Raw genomic sequence first — 15,971 nt, 5'->3', positions numbered from 1 at the left:
CTTGGCTGTGACTTTCGCGTGAGCGCAGCGAATGACCGCTCTTCACCCTTCCTGCAAATCGGACATGTCGGCCTTGGGATTGAACCTGCCGAAGTAACATGGGCGGAAAGTGGAGGCTCGCTGCAACTGCACTATAACCCAAGAGAGGATTGAAAGCGGCTATTCAAGGATAGATTTTGATTGCTTCACTTGCAGGCTGGGTGGGACTTGAAAAAGTGATCCGCTTCTTAGGCGTCTGCGTAAACAAGATATGTTGACACAGACCATAGATCGCCAGAACCTCGCGAAAAGCGAAAAAGTCATGCCTCGGCGCGAAAGAGAATCTGTGTCTCAAGTCAAAACCGAATACTCGAACGAAACCCTTTGGATGCTTGCGGTGCGTGACAATCGCGATCGCGAAGCCTTTGCTGCCTTGTTCGACCATTTTGCACCGCGCCTGAAAGGCTTCATCATAAAAGGAGGTGCAAGCCCGCAGCAGGCGGAGGAAATTGTTCAAGACGTGATGCTGACGATCTGGCGAAAAGCCGACATGTTCGATCCTCATCGAGCTCAGGTATCAGCTTGGATATACCAAATAGCGCGTAATCGTCGGATTGACATCGCCCGCAAAGAAAACCGCCCCATGCCGGAGGCACTGAAAGAAGAACCGGAGCTTGAGCCTGACGCCAGCCAAATCCTTGGATTGGAACAGGAAACAACGCAGTTGAAACAAGCACTTGCGTCACTGAGACCAGAGCAGCGCGAGGTGATAGAGAAAGCCTACTTAGGCGAGCTGACGCATCAAGAAATCAGCACGCAAACCGGCCTGCCACTCGGAACAATCAAATCGCGCATCCGGCTTGGATTGCAGCGGTTACGCCATGAACTAAAGGACCTCACACAATGAGTGCCATAACCCATCACGTGCCGGACGCCATTTTGGCAGCCTATGCAGCTGGAAGCCTGCCACAGGCTTTTGCAGTGGCCGTGGCCAGCCATGTTTCCCTGTGCGCTCACTGCCGCGCGGCACTTGAAGCGCATCAGGCCGTTGGTGGTGTGATTTTGGAAGATACAGAGGCCATGGCGGTGTCCAGTAGTTTGAAAAACAGCATTCTGGCTCAGCTTGATATGCCATTCACGCCGGAACCCGTTTACGAGCGTAGCGGGATTTTTCCCGGCCCAGTTAGGGAGGCGATGCAGGGGCGTGCGCCGCGCTGGAAAAAGCTGGGGATGGGCGTGCGGCAAGATATTTTGTCGGCGGACGCTCATGGATCTGTTCGTTTGCTTTATATTCCGCCGGGACAAGCTGTGCCGGATCACAGCCACAATGGGTTGGAAATGACTCTTGTCCTGCAAGGCAGTTTTAGCGATGAAACTGGTCGGTTTGGCGTCGGAGATCTGGAAATTGCCGACGAAACCGTAGAGCACACGCCTGTCGCGGACCCTGGTGCGCCCTGTATTTGCCTGGCGGCCACAGACGCAAGACTGCGCTTTAATGCGCTTGTTCCCAGGCTATTGCAGCCGCTGTTTCGAATTTAGTATCTAAGGCAGCTTTACCGCTATTGAAACCACCGGAATTCCGGTGGTTTCTTTTTTTCTTCAAACACTTATTCACAGCGTCGTGAGGTGAAAATCCAGCGACGGTAGGGATGCGTATTCCTTGTACGAACCAAATATAAAACCGTGCAATTCCTGCACATCGACAAGGAGTAATTCCAGTGACATTGAAGCTAAAGACAACCATCGCCGCTGTAGCACTAAGCGTATCGGCAGCTGCTTCACACGCCAACACAATCGTCGACATTGCCGTCGGCGATGACCGTTTTTCAACTCTGGTGGCGGCTGTAACTGCGGCTGGTTTGGCTGATACGCTGTCCGGTCCCGGGCCATTCACCGTATATGCCCCGGTCAATGATGCCTTTGCTGCTCTACCCGCCGGTACAGTTGATACGTTGCTCAAGCCTGAAAACAAACAGCAACTGACTGATGTGCTTTTGTACCATGTCGATGACCGCAAACTCACCGCGGACATGATCCCCGCTGGATCCAACTATTTCAAGCCACTGCTTGCCAGCGAGCGGCTTTGCATCACGTCAGGGGCAGACGGGGTGATGATCGCAGACGGCACGGGAGAAATGGCAAACGTCGTGATAGCGAATATTGAGGCGGACAACGGGGTGATTCATGTTGTGGATAAAGTGTTGCTGCCCGGCACACGCCCAACCTGCCACTGATTGGCAGGCACCACCGAAAACCAGATGGACACGCATTCAGCCGGTGATCTTGCAGGATCACCGGCTACAGTGCATTAGGCCACGACAGAACCGGAGAATAAATTGATCATGGCACCCCTCCAGAAAATAATTGTGTCTGACAAAATGCAGACGGACTATAGCTATGAACTTGTCGCGCAGACCGGAGAAGGCTTCGCTCCGGATTTTTGTCCTCATTACACGCCAGAAGAGATGTTAAAACTTGGCGTTTTTGAGGGAAAATACCTCTCCGACTGTACCAATGAGTTTCCGGGCTCTTGGTACGCTGAAGCCAAAATCAGCGATCAGCCGGATGTGAGCTTGAACCATTTTGGCATCAAAAGCCGTCAACCATTGAGTGTTTGGCGCGAAAAAGGTTGGATTTACGGTCCAGACCCGCGCGGGTGGTTTCAATGGTATTGTCGATACTATCTAGGCCGCAGACTGCCTGACATTGACCGCATTCAAATTGGTCGCTGGAAGGGATTTGCACGTCATGCGGGACAGGTTCGAGCTAATTGTTACCCTGGCGATGTGTTTTGTAGGCCGCGACAGCGCCAAGCGTTACTCCAGTGGTCTTACGATCCCTTCATCTAAGACCCAACGTGCTACTTACCGCGATAAACAAGGGCATCAGGCAGCCAGTTGAACGCGCGGATCACCCAAGAAAATGGTGCCGGGAAATCCGTGCGGAACCGTCGTTTTCGCATGGCTGCCAAAACACGCTCTGCTGCCTTTTCCGGAGTCATCAGCATGGGCATGTAAAAGCCGTTTTTTTCGGTTAGACGGGTTTTGATAAACCCCGGATTTACCAACCTCACTGTGACGCCGGTGTCTTTCAGATCAAGCCGCATGGTCTCCGCCAGGCTGATCAGTGCAGCTTTGCTGGCGCCATAGCCAACCGCAGCCGGCAGTCCTCGATACCCAGACAACGACCCAATCAACGTGACATCGCCGTGACCTCTTTCGACAAAATCAGGAACCACCTGTCCAAGAACCCGGAGCGCACCTGAGAAATTGACATCCGCCATTCGCAAGATGGCTTCGCTGTCCCATTCCGTTGTCCGCATGGGTTCATAAACCCCAGCATTGTAGACCACTGCGTCAACCGGACCAGCGACCTTCGCCGCCCATTTGACAGCTTCGATTTTGGTCACGTCCAGCGGCACCACTTTTGAGTTGCTCAACATCCGGTGCAAGTCATCAAGCCGCCCCGTGTTGCGCGCTGAAAGGATCAGTTGCGCACCTTCCTGATCCAACCGTTTTGCCAGCGCTCTCCCCAGACCTTCGCTGGCGCCAATAAGCCAGACGGTTTTTCCCTGAAACTGGGTCATTTCTCTGCATCCAACAAATCATGACCATCGCTGATTAAGCGATCTGGTGGGAGCTGCTTTTTGAGGAATGGCGCTCGTTTAAGGTAGAGGATCGCTGCCTGCCAATGGATCAACGCAACCACACGCATTGCGCCAAGTGGACGCCGAAGAGCAGCCCAAATCAAAGACCTGTTGGTCGCAGGCTGGCGCTTTCCTTGCAACGTGGCCAACACCCCCGCGTCCCCGTTCCTGAAAGTGATCCGTATGTCGATCGCCTCATCGGTCATCCCGAAGTTGAATTCATAGCGGCCGGCTATTTTCTGGAAGGGCGAAACATGCATGAGCTTTTCCGCAAAAAGGCAATCTTCTTTGCCAATGGGCGCGAAGTCCTCTTTGGCGCAAAAATAGCAATGCCTCTGGCCAAAGGTGTTGTTGACCTCCGCCACAAAAGCGCATGGGGTGCCGTCGACCAGGGCGATCCAGAAGCTCACGGGGTTAAAATGGAACCACAGAAAATTGGGTTGCGTCAGTAACAGGATCTGTAGGTTGTCTGTGACAAGCCCGCGTCGTTTGAGCTCGGCTCGAAACCACTCGACACCTCGCCCCTCTTTGCGTTTGCCGCCATGATGATGGTCCCACAGCGACCACAAATTGAACCGATTGCGCGACAGTAAATGTGGCGTGTCCGACCCAAAATCGGTCAACACATAATCCACACCATACGTAAACGCATTTTTCAAAGCGCCACGGCGCGCATGATGTGTTTGGGCCTGAACGTGTTCCAAAGTCATGACCATGTTACGCGTGGGTGCGCCGCTTGGATCACCTTGCATGTCGGTTCCCCGAAAGAAAATTGATCCGAACACCAAGGCCTTACGTAACTCCTCCACAACAAAACAATGGCGAGGACAGTATGTACGATCAAACTCACGGCCCGCGGAAGAGGATAGCCATTGTCGGCGGTGGCATCGCGGGCCTTTCTGCTGCGTATTATCTGGCCCCCTATCATGATGTGACTTTGTTTGAGGCCGCTCCAAGACTAGGAGGGCACGCGCGGACGGTGATGGCAGGAAAGCACGGCAGTCAACCCGTCGATACAGGCTTCATCGTCTTCAACTACGCGACATATCCTTTCTTAACGCGTCTATTTCGCGATCTTGATGTGCCTGTGATCAAGAGCGAGATGAGTTTTGGAGCCAGCATCGACGGCGGCAAGCTGGAGTACGGCCTGAACACGCTGAGCGCGATAACAGCGCAAAAGGAAAACTTACTTCGCCCACAGTTTTTCAAGATGATTGCCGACATCGTACGCTTCGGAAAGCGTGCAGAAGCCGCGGCGGTGGATGACGAAAAGACCATTGGCGAGTTGGTGGATGACTTAAAATTGGGACAATGGTTCCGAGACAATTACCTGATGCCCATGTGCGGTGCTATTTGGTCAACCCCCGTGAGCGAAGTTGACCAGTTCCCAGCCAAATCTCTGGTCCGGTTTTTCCGCAACCATGCGCTTTTGGCTGGCGCAAAAGAGCACCAGTGGTGGACTGTTGATGGCGGCAGCATTGAGTACGTTCGGAGGCTGGAAGCCGCGTTGATCGCGCGGGGTTGTGACATCCGGAAGGGAACACCGGTTGCGCATGTCCAACGGGATGATTTTGGCGTTCACATCAAAACCAACAATGGCACGCTGCCCGTTTTTGACGAGTTGATCCTTGCCTGCCACTCAGACCAAACTCTGAAGATACTAGGGAACGATGCTTCCAGCGAGGAAGCCGCAGCACTTGGCGCCATTCGTTACCAGCCTAACACCGCCGTGTTGCACTGCGACGTCAAACAGATGCCGCGACGCAAGGCCTGTTGGTCTAGTTGGTCTTACCATTCGCAAGAAGGCGATATTGGTGTCACCTATTGGATGAACAAACTACAGGGCATCCCAGAAAATGATCCCTTGTTTGTAACTCTGAACCCTACCCGCGAAATTCCGCAGGACGCCATTTACGATGAAGTGCAGTTCCATCACCCGGTTTTTGACAAGGCTGCTTTAAAGGCGCAGCAACGCATCCGCGATATGCAAGGTCAGAACCATACTTGGTTTGCTGGCGCATGGAACAGGCATGGCTTCCACGAAGATGGCATTGCCAGCGCGATGCGCATTGTGCGCGCACTTACCCCCCCACAATTAATTGAAGGATCGGACCATGCGGTTTACGGACAAGGCGCTGAAAACAAATTTCCTATCGACATGCGAGCAACTGCGTGATGGCCAGTTAACCCTGCGGACGCCAGAAGGCGCACGTTATCACTTTGGTCAATCCGGTCCAGAAGCGGAACTCACCATTCATGACTGGGCAGCGGTTTCGGCCATGGCGGCGCAGGGTCAGGTCGGTTTAGGCGAAAGCTATGTGCAAGGGTTGTGGGACACCCCGTCGATAGAAGCCTTGATGTCATTGGCAATGCGCAATCGCGACGCACTTGGTGCCTATGACCATGCCAATGCGCTACACAAAGCCAAATTTCGCATGGTTGATACGATCTTGCGTAGGAACTCTCGGCGCGGGTCTCGCAAGAATATTCGGTCGCACTATGACGTCGGCAATGAGTTTTACGCGCTGTGGCTCGACGACGGCATGACCTATTCCTCAGGGCTGTTTTCACCTGGAGACACCGATCTGGCGCGGGCCCAAAGCCGCAAGAACGATCGGATTTTGTCTCGGCTTGGAGGTGGCGAGAGAGTGCTGGAAGTCGGCTGCGGCTGGGGCGGGTTTGCGGAACAAGCCAGCCAAGAAGGCCGGCACGTAACCGGCGTCACGATTTCGCACAACCAACACAGCTACGCCGAATGCCGCTTGGACGGCCGTGCAGACATCCAACTGCGGGACTACCGAGACGTCCACGGCCAGTATGACAACATCGTTTCCATCGAAATGGTCGAGGCTGTTGGAGCCCGATACTGGCCAAATTACTTCTCCACCCTCAAACGAAACTTGGCAGAAGGTGGACGGGTACTTTTGCAGGCGATCACCGTCAAAGACAGCTTTTTTGAGACCTACAGACACTCATCTGACTACATCCGCCAATATGTCTTTCCCGGCGGCATGCTTCTCTCTGACAGCGTGATTGAACGCCAAGCAAAACACGCAGGATTTGCGGTGCAGGACAGCTATGCCTTTGGGCAGGACTACGCGCAAACCTGTCGGATCTGGGCCCAACGTTTATGCGCTCAAAAAAGCCGGATTGAAGCGATGGGCTATACCGAAAACTTCTTCCGCAACTGGCAGTATTACCTTGAAATCTGTGCTGCATCGTTCGCGGTGGGACACACCAATGTCGTGCAAGTGGAGCTGGCCCATGCCTAGTCTGACACACGGTGAAAATGGGCGACCTCCAACACGCCCTCAACAAATGGAGGCGTCGTAGGGCATGTCATTGATGCACTACCCACGTGTCAGCATATATGCGTTGATGTTGGCGGCGGCAGGCATTCCTTTGTACATTCACCTGCCGCGGTTCGCATCGGTGAATCTTGGTATAGGGCTGGGAACGATTGGCACGATTTTGTTGGCCATTCGGCTGATAGATTTGCTGCAGGACCCACTGTTTGGCTGGGCCATTGACCGGTGGCCGCAAGCCCAACGTGGTTTTGCACTTATCGCTGCGTTTGGATTGGCTGTCGGCTTCCCGCTGCTGTTCTCACTGACCGAAGGATCCAACACGGTGGTTTGGCTCGTCGGGATACTCGTGCTTTTGTTTTCGTCTTACAGCTTGGGCATGATCCTGATGTATGCCAGAAGCATAACGCTTGCCGCGACACCTGCGCCAGACGACGTAATGACAATGGCCACATTTCGAGAAGGCGGGATGCTGGCAGGCGTTGTGCTTGCTGCAATTGCGCCCGCAACTTTTGTGGCGCTTGGGGCTAGCACTCAAGGCTACCCCGCTTTCGGCGTGTTCCTGGGGGCACTGGCCGTCACATGCGCCACTGTCTCATTCCCTATATGGCGACGTCGGCCCGTTGTGGGAAAGCCAATAACTGTCTCGGACCTCAAATACTCGGGGGCTTTGCGCTTGTTAGGACTGGCACTTGTCAACAGCCTGCCGGTTGCAATCACCTCCACCTTGTTTCTTTTCTTTGTCGAAGATCGCCTGCAATTGCCCGGTAAAGCGGGACCTCTGTTGATCCTGTTCTTTCTCAGTGCGGGCCTCAGCTTGCCGATCTGGACAAAACTCAGCCAGCGACGTGGTGCAAAACAAACTCTACTGCTTGCAATGCCGCTTGCGATCCTGGGATTTGTCGGCGCCGCGTTTCTATCAACTGGAAATTTGGTGGGCTTCGCCCTGATCTGCATCGCTTCCGGGGCAGCACTTGGCGCGGACATGGTGATCTTGCCAACGATGTTCTCTGTCGCCCTCAATCGGGCAGGATTAGAACCCTCGTTTGCTTTTGGTATCTGGTCCTTCGCCGGAAAACTAGGCCTCGCGCTCGCAGCCTTTTTGGTCCTGCCGTTGCTGGAGTCTCAAGGTTTCGAACCCGGCACGTCCAACACAGCCTCTGCGCTGGCCAGTCTGAACATCTCCTATGCTGTCATTCCCTGCCTCCTGAAGCTGGCTGCGTTGGGACTGGTTCTTACACTTCCATCAGAAGGCACACCGTCATGAAATTCTTGGTTGTTCTTTCCGGGCTGATTGTCCTGGCCATGTTGGCCAAAACACTGTTGTTCAGTTTTCGATCCCAATCCCCTGAGGACTATGCCGACACCGCCCCCAAAGTGTCTCTGAAAACCCATCTGTCGGGCCCAATCATGTCAGAAGGCGTGATTTTTGGACCTACCGGGAAGGTGACAAACAGCTTTGTTGCCAAAATGGTTGGCGAATGGGAGGGGGACACTGGGACATTGAGCGAAGAGTTCACCTATTCCAATGGCACACGTCAAAGCCGAAAGTGGTTTTTAAAACTGAGTGAAGGCAACACCTTCACCGCTACGGCTGATGATATCATTGGCGAGGCTCAAGGTGTCGTGTCCGGATCGACCATCAAGATGAGCTATCAAATTGTCCTTCCAGAGGCGTCCGGAGGCCATACTCTGTCGGTCACTGATTGGCTGTACCTCACAGAGACTGGCGTCATCATGAATAGGTCCGAATTGCGCAAATTTGGGGTGAAGGTCGCCGAGCTGGTCGCCACCATGCGCCCCGCATCCCCGCCAGCCAATTAGGCTCCCAAATAGGTCGGCCGTCCGTTACGATAGATCGGCCGCTCACCTGTTTCTTAGGGAGCTCGATGCCGACACGCTTGCGTTTCTACCTGTAGCTCAAGCCTGAAGGCAGCGGGTCAGTGTTCGGGTTATTGTTAATAGTTTTAGATGTCCGCTTGGGAACAGCCTCACTGTAGCAAGCGTGTGATTGCCAAATGTTCTCTATGGGCGATGGGTTCGACTGATTGCCGCAACACACCAACAGAACCACCCTGCGGCTGTGTTCAGTTGCCCGACAACCTGGCGTGTCAAAATACAATTGCTGCAATTGCGGGCAGGGGTTCCTACACTTTTTTGCCAAACCCACGGGTGAATGTGAGCTGGTTTCACAGATAGCGGCACCCCGTCGTATGAATGGAAAAGGCGACAGTTTCGTGTCTCGGTGTCAAAGCGGACACACCCAACGAAGCAAGATAGCGGGTTCTGATACACGCTGCACCACTATTTCAGCCCATCTTGGTTAGGCGCCGAGCTGCGGATCTAAAGCTCTCACTCCGTCGCACTCAAGGAATGCAAGCCTGTTACACCTCACAGAAGATATCTCGGCCAATAGGTAATTTCAGAGCTCACAGTCAAATTCGTCAGCACATATGCCGCGCGCTACAACGGCGGGAACGCCTCAATCCAAATCAGATAACAACCTTGTAGTCACTTTTTGCTCATTCGCGGTTCGGTGACATCTCAATAACAAATTGTCCATTGAACTCACCGCCCAAAGCGGACGTCTATCGGCTTAGGGTACGCAGAAGTGCATCCTCACTGAACGGGCCCTTCGCTATGCCTGCGACATCGACGTTTTGTCCGAGATCGTCAAGCGGACCAGGCCACTGTTGACCGCAACTGGTGTAGTGGTCGGTCTCAGCCAAAATGGACCTGCCAAATCAGGCTCTCGGTGAGGGTAACCGCAAGATGTTTTTAACAACAGGTTAGGAAATGTGGTTCTTACTCTTCATAAGGCAAAAAACTTTTGTAGAAATGAAATTCACCCACACGATTTGGCAACCGAAACTGGCCTTGGAAGCGGGCGATGAGTTGCTTTTTGTCGGGGATTGGGTAGGCTTAAATTTGTCTTTTCCCAACTATCTAGGACAGCCCGGATGCAAAAATTGTACATCGCGGACGACAATGTCGAGTTTGCGGAGTATTTGGCGCATGTTGCAACCCGAGATGGGTGGGAAGCTGAAATATGCAGCAACGGTCTCAAACTTTTGGAAAAACTGAAAAAAGGTGACGAGCCAGCTTTGTTGCTTGTTGATATTAACATGCCTCATATGGACGGGATCGAGGTTATCTCCGGAATAGCGGCGCTCAACCGACCAATGCGGTTGCGCTTTATGACGGGTGGCGGAGCGCCGTCCATGGAAGCGGCAAAATTGATTGCGCAGGCGCGTGACATTGATGTCGGCGACAACATTCACAAACCGCTGTCTCGGGACTTTCTGAGAGACGTCCTAAAAACCGAAGCGGTCGCTTTGGCTCAGATGCAAGCGCAATCCTTGTGAAGCCTCCGGTCTTGCCAAACAAGGCGTTTGCCACGGCCGGGCGCAAGGGGGAGCCAAAGCTCGCATGGGCCCGGACTGCACGCCTCACGTTCGTTTGCCGTCCAAAACTTGGTGCACTTTTTCCAATAAGGTCGCCCGTTGAAACGGTTTGTTGATCAACAATCCACCGCTGACCAATTGTTGAATCTCGACAGATGAATTTTCCGCAAATCCCGTGGTGTAAAGCACCTTGATATCAGGCTGATCTTTTTGGGCCAGCGCGGCAATTTCAATCCCGGTGAAGCCTCCCGGCAACACCATATCCGTGAACAAGAGATCGAACTTCTGACCGTCTTGCAGGTGTTGGGCCGCCTCCTGGCCATTCCCTGCCTCTTGGACCGTGTAGCCGTGAGCGCGCAATATGGAAACCGAGATACTCCGCACGGCAGCGTCGTCTTCGACCACCAGGATGTGCCCGACGCCCTGCGCGTGCATATTCATGTTTGGAATTGTCGTCAGTTCGGTGGCCACGTCGCTAGAGCGGGGCAAGTAGAGGCTCACAGAGGTCCCATGACCTTCCTCGCTGTAGATCGTGACGTGCCCGCTTGACTGTTTGGCAAAGCCAAAAACCATGCTGAGTCCAAGGCCACTTCCCTTACCGACATCTTTTGTTGTGAAGAAGGGCTCAAACACCTTGCGTTGAACATCCTCTGACATCCCCTCCCCAGTATCACTCACCGTCACCTGCACATAATCTCCAGGCGTAACTTCTGTTGATTGCGCTGCATATGATGCATCCAAAGTGGCGTTCTGAGTTTCGATGGTCAGGCGCCCTCCCCGTGGCATAGCGTCCCGCGCATTCAGCACGAGATTTACCAACGCGTTTTCAAACGCATGGGTGTCGATCAACGCCGGCCAGAGATCGTCCGGGCACGCAACGGTCAGGTCGATGGTGGCCCCCAGTGTTCTTTGCAGCATGTCTTCGATACCGCCAATCAAATCGCAAACATCTGCCGGAACAGGCGCCAGCGTCGATTGCCTGGAGAAGGCCAACAATCGCCCAGTTAGCGAGGACGCCCGGTCCACAGCCGACTTGATGGTCTTGATGAATTTTGTTGTTTCCGGTGTCTCGTCAGCCAGATCCTCAAGCAATTCGGTATTGCCAAGCATCACCGCCAGCAAGTTGTTGAAATCGTGTGCCACCCCTCCTGTCAGTTGGCCAACCGCTTCCATACGCTGCGATTGTCGGAGTTGGTCTTCAAGCAACTTTCGATCCGATATATCGGATTGCACCGCGATAGCCAAAGCCCCATGCACGGAGTGCTCAAAGCCGGTCACAGACAGCTCACTGCGAAACAGTGATCCGTCCTTGCGCACGTTGAGCACTTCTCCTTCCCATCGATCACCTTTCAGAATTTTGTCCGCAATGGTCGATGAGACCTCTTCGGGTGTGGTCTCAGTTTTGGCGTTAAGCAGGCTCACCACTTGGTCCTTGAGCTCACCACGATCGTAGCCAAACGTGGCGTCAAGCGACGCGTTTGTGTATATAATCGCGCCATCAGACACCCGGGAAACAAGCACGCCTTCGCCAACCACCTCTATGATCTCGCCTCGGAACGTGAGTTCTGTTTCCGCATTCTTGAATTCGGTCACATCCAGAATACTGACAGGAATACTGGTAAATCCTGCGTCTGTGTCAGGCAGAGGGAGCGAGATCACACCAATGATTTCCTCTCCAGCCAATGTGTGAAAAACGGTCTCCGCCCGAAACATGCTATGTTTGTCCCAAATGGCGCACAGCTGATCCTCAAACATCTCAAGTGTTTCTGGACCAAAGGTTTTTTGGGACTGCTGCATCAGCTCATTTTCAGACTCTGCCCCAAACAGTTTCAAAGTTGCGTCGTTTGCGCTCAGTATTTCTATTGATGAGAATAGACGCCAAGCCGCTTCCTCGTTCAGATCAAGGTAGCCCCGCAGATCATCAACCCCTTCATTGCGAAGTTGGTTGAGCGATTTGATGACCTCTGAGTAATCGGCGTTGGATAGCGAAACCTGACTGTTTGCGATCAGCCGCCGGTATCTCTGCTCCTCTTCTTTGAGGCGCAGGAGAGCCTGGGCGCGGTCGAAGGAGAGCTTATTGTACTCAAGCGCAATCTCGCCCAATTCGTCGTTTTTGTGCGCCTTGGTAACAGGCAGTTCCGCTGCCCCTTCGTGGATAAGGTCAGCGATCTCTCGAAGCGGCTTGGTCAACATTCTGTGATAAAGTAAGGCAAGGACAGTCGCCAACAAGAGGTTTCGGAGGACACCAAAACCCAAGACAAGCCCGGAGCGTTTGAAAAAATCTCTGGCGATAACATTGGTGTCGACGCGGATGATCAACTCACCTGCATAGAAGCCGCTTCCCTCCTCTAACAGTTGCGTCGAGTACGACTTAACCTCTCCAAAGATCCCTTCAGCCAGCCAAGACAGGGATGTTTCCAGCTGTGGGCGCGTTCGCGAATACATCGTGTCGCCGTAGCTATCGATGATGGTCGCTTCGGAAATCGCCAACTGGTGAAACACGCCGTCCACAACGGTCTGGGCCAACACATTGTCGAGTCCATATGCGGCTTGATAGGCGGAGTCCTTCAGTATTTTCAGGGACTGCTCAAACGTCGTGTCAATTTGTTGAATTTCGCGTCGCAGATCCGAAAAAATCTGGATGGCGCTAAAGCCAATGCCCAAAACGAACCCCACGAGCACAGCAACTCGTGCCTGTCGAAACGAAAGGCTGTTCGTAAACTTTTTTGGTTCAGTGCTATCCGAGTCTGGCACTATTTGAACTCTGGTGGAATGTAGCGCTGTACAAGGGCTTCAATTGCACCTTCGTCCCTCAAAGCACGAGTCGCCTGATCCATTTTTGCCATGGTATCTTCCGAAACCAGACCTTTGGCACATTGCAACCACAGGGAATTACTCTCGACCGGAACGACAACACCGATGTCACTCCGTTTCACGTTCTCGATTGTAAAACTATGGTAAAGACTAAGCGCAGTTCCAGCAATTGCATCAACCCGACCAGCCTTTAGCAAGTCAATGCTTTGCTCGTAGCCGTTTGTCAAAACATGTTCGATATTTGGCTCGGCTGTAACAGGGGAACCTCGGAAAGTTCCCCGTGGAATCGCCAGACGTTGGCCGTGCAGATCACTGAGTTGAGTGATTTCAAAATCCGAACGCGTCGCAATAATAATTTCCATTCGATCGTGGATTTCGGAAACTTGATCCAAGTTCTCCAATGACCACGGTGTTTCCAACGCAATCACACAGTCGGTCAGGCCGCGTTCCAGATTTTTGATCACCCGCGCAATGGGCAGGACGCTGTTGTTAACCGGAACATCCGCGCGATCAACAATGGCCGCCATGATTTCCACAAAGAGTCCAAGACGGTCTTCTGGGTCGTCGTGAAGCACATAAGGTGCAAAGTCGAACGTTCCGAACTCAACAGTTTCGGCCGTACTCGCGTTCGCTCCGAACACAGCGACGATCATTGACACCACATAGTTCAAAGATTGTTTCATGGCAAAATGCCCCGCTCTGTGTCCGTTTCAAAAATGGCTCTCCTCAGGACCGAGATGAGTTTACGTATGTTGTTACTTTTTGGGCGACCGGATCAAGCCCCTGAAATAGGAACGTTGAGCCGTGGGGCATAACTGAACCTGTCGCGGTTTGATGCCGCTCCGTTGATAGCATTTAGTGCAACAAAGGAGATCGAATAGGGCACTGAAATAACGGGACAAATTCCACCAAGATGCTGTTTGATAGCGTTGAGCCTGCCCAACTGAACTGGTTCACCACTACGTCTAGGACACGGAGGACCAAGAATGGCGAACAAACGACCGTAGCCCGAAGAGTTTGCCTCGAATTTACGTCAGATTGAAGTGCTGATCTGGCATGACATGCCTCGTCTGGATGCGATCAGACAGCTTGGCGATGTTGAACAGACCTAATACCGCTGGCGCAAGCAATACGGTGGCATGGGCTTAGATCCGTTGAAGGAACTTAAGCGGCGGCAGAAGGAGAACGTCCGGCTGCGTAGAACTAAATTCTACCTGACGCTCGACAACTTGCTCCTCAGGTACGCGGCAAGAGGAAACTACTGAGTTCCTCCCGTCGCCGTGCCTGCATCGAGCATGTCCGCAGACAGATCAAAGTGTCTGAGCGCCGGGCCTGCCCTGTGCTGAGGCAACATCGTTCGACATAGAGATATGCGTCGAGAGAGCGCGCAGATGAGGATCGGTTGGAGGCCAACTTGATCGAGTTGGCCAGGCAGAATGGTCGATACGGCTATTGTCGGATTGCGGCCTTGCGCCGAGAGGCAGCTTGGTCCGTCAGCGATGGACGTTTGGAACGACTATGGCGAAGAGAGGGGCGGAAGGTTCCGCGGAGACAACCGAAGAAGAAACGGCTGTGGCGGACAGATGTATCATGTGTGAGGCTGCGGCCTGAGCATCTAAACCATGTCCTGCTTTCGCACCTGCACGCATGTGCTTCCAGGCGGCGGGATCTTATGACTGCGTTTACTGCCGGACAGATGACGGCAAGGTCTTTCGGACGCTGAAAGTCCTTGATGCGCACAGCCAGTACTGCCCTCTTCTCGGCAGATTTGGCTTTGTCAAATCGCCTGCCGGGCAACGGGATGAACTTGGTGAATCGGAAGCTGAACTCTGTAGATGTGATTGATGCCTTGACCGATTTAGTCAACATGCTGACCTTCTCCCCTGAGAGTCCGCCATTTTAGGTTAGTTCTGTTCAGGTTTTGGTCTTCCGTTGACCGGTTAGCATATTCCTGTGGTGTCAATCCAGCGGGGCTGGAATGTGGGCGGTGGTGGTTGAAGTCTATGCGCCATACCGCCACTAAATTTCAGGCATTCGTCCCGCATCCGGCCATTAAACGACCCCACAAAGCCATTCTGCATCGGCTTGCCCGGTGCGATGTAGTACCATTCGACTTTGAGGTCCTCCTGCCACTTCAAGATCGCGTTGCTGGTCAGCTCTGCGCCGTTGTCGCTGACTACCAAGCAGGGATAGCCCCGCATATCGGCAATGCGATCCAGTTCACGGGCCACACGTTCGCCTGACAAGGAAGTGTCCACCACAGCAGCCAGGCATTCACGGCTGAAGTTGTCGATCAGGTTCAGGATCAATCCCAGCCAATGCGCATGCCCGCTTCTGATTGTATCGTTTCTCTGTCATGGCCCAGCTCGCAGCTCTGCGTCGCGATCCGGGCTTCATAAGTTTTTTCCCAGCATCTCCTTGAGTGTCGATACATCCATCATCTGCTCTGCCAGTAACCTCTTCAGCTTGCCATTCTCAACTTCCAGCGCCTTTAGCTTCTTCGCGTCAGAAACCTCCATGCCGCCATACTTGGACCGCCATTTGTCAAAGGTCGCATCGCTGACGCCATGCTTGCGGCATAGCTCCTTTGCGCCAAGCCCCGCCTGATGCTCTTTCAAAATCCCAATGATCTGCTCTTCGCTAAAACGGCTTCTCTTCATCGTCTGTCTCCTCAGTTAGAGAACAGGCTAACCCTAAACGCCGGACATCTCAGGGGAGCAGGTCACAGGGAGCTCATGGCCATGCTCAAAAAAGCAAAAACCGCCGTAGCCGATGTGGCTGAGGCGGTTTCGCAAGTATCGTTGGTTGCGGGAGCAGGATTTG

Annotated in this window: 13 protein-coding genes and 2 pseudogenes; 10 read left to right on the top strand and 5 right to left on the bottom strand. The window is 53.3% G+C overall.

The window, feature by feature from the left end; genetic code table 11:
* Nucleotides 1-250 precede the first annotated feature (250 nt).
* From JXR15_RS20450 to JXR15_RS20435, 4 genes are all read left to right on the top strand, one after another.
* Complete coding sequence (locus JXR15_RS20450) at nucleotides 251-886, top strand: sigma-70 family RNA polymerase sigma factor (RefSeq protein WP_422055048.1); 636 nt, start codon at nucleotides 251-253, stop codon at nucleotides 884-886.
* A complete protein-coding gene (locus tag JXR15_RS20445; protein ID WP_422055047.1) occupies nucleotides 883-1,518 on the top strand; it encodes a ChrR family anti-sigma-E factor in 636 nt (211 codons plus the stop codon). The genes JXR15_RS20450 and JXR15_RS20445 overlap by 4 nt, the downstream gene beginning before the upstream one ends.
* A gap of 179 nt (nucleotides 1,519-1,697) precedes the next feature.
* On the top strand, nucleotides 1,698-2,213 hold the full coding sequence (locus JXR15_RS20440) for a fasciclin domain-containing protein (RefSeq protein WP_422055046.1): 516 nt from the start codon (nucleotides 1,698-1,700) through the stop codon (nucleotides 2,211-2,213).
* Nucleotides 2,214-2,321: 108 nt separating this feature from the next.
* Nucleotides 2,322-2,828, top strand: a complete 507-nt coding sequence (locus JXR15_RS20435) for a hypothetical protein (RefSeq protein ID WP_422055109.1) — start codon at nucleotides 2,322-2,324, stop codon at nucleotides 2,826-2,828.
* Between the two features lie 11 nt (nucleotides 2,829-2,839).
* Here the strand turns inward: JXR15_RS20435 and JXR15_RS20430 are convergent, their stop codons facing one another.
* Both JXR15_RS20430 and JXR15_RS20425 read right to left on the bottom strand, forming a co-directional pair.
* Nucleotides 2,840-3,565 carry an SDR family NAD(P)-dependent oxidoreductase gene (locus tag JXR15_RS20430; protein WP_422055045.1) on the bottom strand — a complete coding sequence of 242 codons (726 nt, stop codon included), beginning with the start codon at nucleotides 3,563-3,565 and terminating at the stop codon, nucleotides 2,840-2,842.
* Entirely contained in the window at nucleotides 3,562-4,434 is an 873-nt protein-coding gene (locus tag JXR15_RS20425; protein ID WP_422055044.1) for a DUF1365 domain-containing protein, read from the bottom strand. The genes JXR15_RS20430 and JXR15_RS20425 overlap by 4 nt, the downstream gene beginning before the upstream one ends.
* A gap of 23 nt (nucleotides 4,435-4,457) precedes the next feature.
* Between JXR15_RS20425 and JXR15_RS20420 the strand changes: the two genes are divergently transcribed.
* From JXR15_RS20420 to JXR15_RS20400, 5 genes are all read left to right on the top strand, one after another.
* Nucleotides 4,458-5,801: an NAD(P)/FAD-dependent oxidoreductase gene (locus JXR15_RS20420; RefSeq protein WP_422055043.1), complete on the top strand. Its 1,344-nt coding sequence runs from the start codon at nucleotides 4,458-4,460 to the stop codon at nucleotides 5,799-5,801.
* Complete coding sequence (locus JXR15_RS20415; RefSeq protein WP_422055042.1) at nucleotides 5,740-6,897, top strand: class I SAM-dependent methyltransferase; 1,158 nt, start codon at nucleotides 5,740-5,742, stop codon at nucleotides 6,895-6,897. Before JXR15_RS20420 ends, JXR15_RS20415 begins: the two co-directional genes overlap by 62 nt.
* A gap of 73 nt (nucleotides 6,898-6,970) precedes the next feature.
* The gene (locus JXR15_RS20410; RefSeq protein ID WP_422055108.1) at nucleotides 6,971-8,197 is read left to right on the top strand and encodes an MFS transporter; all 1,227 of its coding nucleotides are present in this window, start codon (nucleotides 6,971-6,973) and stop codon (nucleotides 8,195-8,197) included.
* The gene (locus JXR15_RS20405) at nucleotides 8,194-8,754 is read left to right on the top strand and encodes a DUF3833 domain-containing protein (RefSeq protein WP_422055041.1); all 561 of its coding nucleotides are present in this window, start codon (nucleotides 8,194-8,196) and stop codon (nucleotides 8,752-8,754) included. The genes JXR15_RS20410 and JXR15_RS20405 overlap by 4 nt, the downstream gene beginning before the upstream one ends.
* A gap of 1,136 nt (nucleotides 8,755-9,890) precedes the next feature.
* A complete protein-coding gene (locus JXR15_RS20400; protein ID WP_422055040.1) occupies nucleotides 9,891-10,295 on the top strand; it encodes a response regulator in 405 nt (134 codons plus the stop codon).
* Between the two features lie 84 nt (nucleotides 10,296-10,379).
* On the opposite strand, the gene JXR15_RS20395 is transcribed toward JXR15_RS20400, so the two are convergent.
* Both JXR15_RS20395 and JXR15_RS20390 read right to left on the bottom strand, forming a co-directional pair.
* Nucleotides 10,380-13,010, bottom strand: coding sequence for an ATP-binding protein (locus JXR15_RS20395; RefSeq protein WP_422055039.1), 2,631 nt, complete (start codon nucleotides 13,008-13,010; stop codon nucleotides 10,380-10,382).
* Between the two features lie 77 nt (nucleotides 13,011-13,087).
* The gene (locus JXR15_RS20390; protein WP_422055038.1) at nucleotides 13,088-13,831 is read right to left on the bottom strand and encodes a substrate-binding periplasmic protein; all 744 of its coding nucleotides are present in this window, start codon (nucleotides 13,829-13,831) and stop codon (nucleotides 13,088-13,090) included.
* A 354-nt stretch (nucleotides 13,832-14,185) separates the two neighbouring features.
* Here JXR15_RS20390 and JXR15_RS20385 point away from each other — a divergent pair.
* Nucleotides 14,186-15,009 (top strand): annotated as a pseudogene (locus JXR15_RS20385) (transposase); the annotation flags it as partial.
* Here JXR15_RS20385 and JXR15_RS20380 read toward each other — a convergent pair.
* Nucleotides 15,007-15,808: pseudogene (locus JXR15_RS20380) on the bottom strand (transposase). The pseudogenes JXR15_RS20385 and JXR15_RS20380 overlap by 3 nt on opposite strands.
* Between the last annotated feature and the right edge of the window lie 163 nt (nucleotides 15,809-15,971).

The organism is Shimia sp., assembly GCF_049116215.1.
Taxonomy (GTDB): Bacteria; Pseudomonadota; Alphaproteobacteria; order Rhodobacterales; family Rhodobacteraceae; genus Shimia.
The sequence above is the reverse complement of the archived record's forward strand: the minus strand, read 5'-3'. Positions and strand labels throughout refer to the sequence as shown.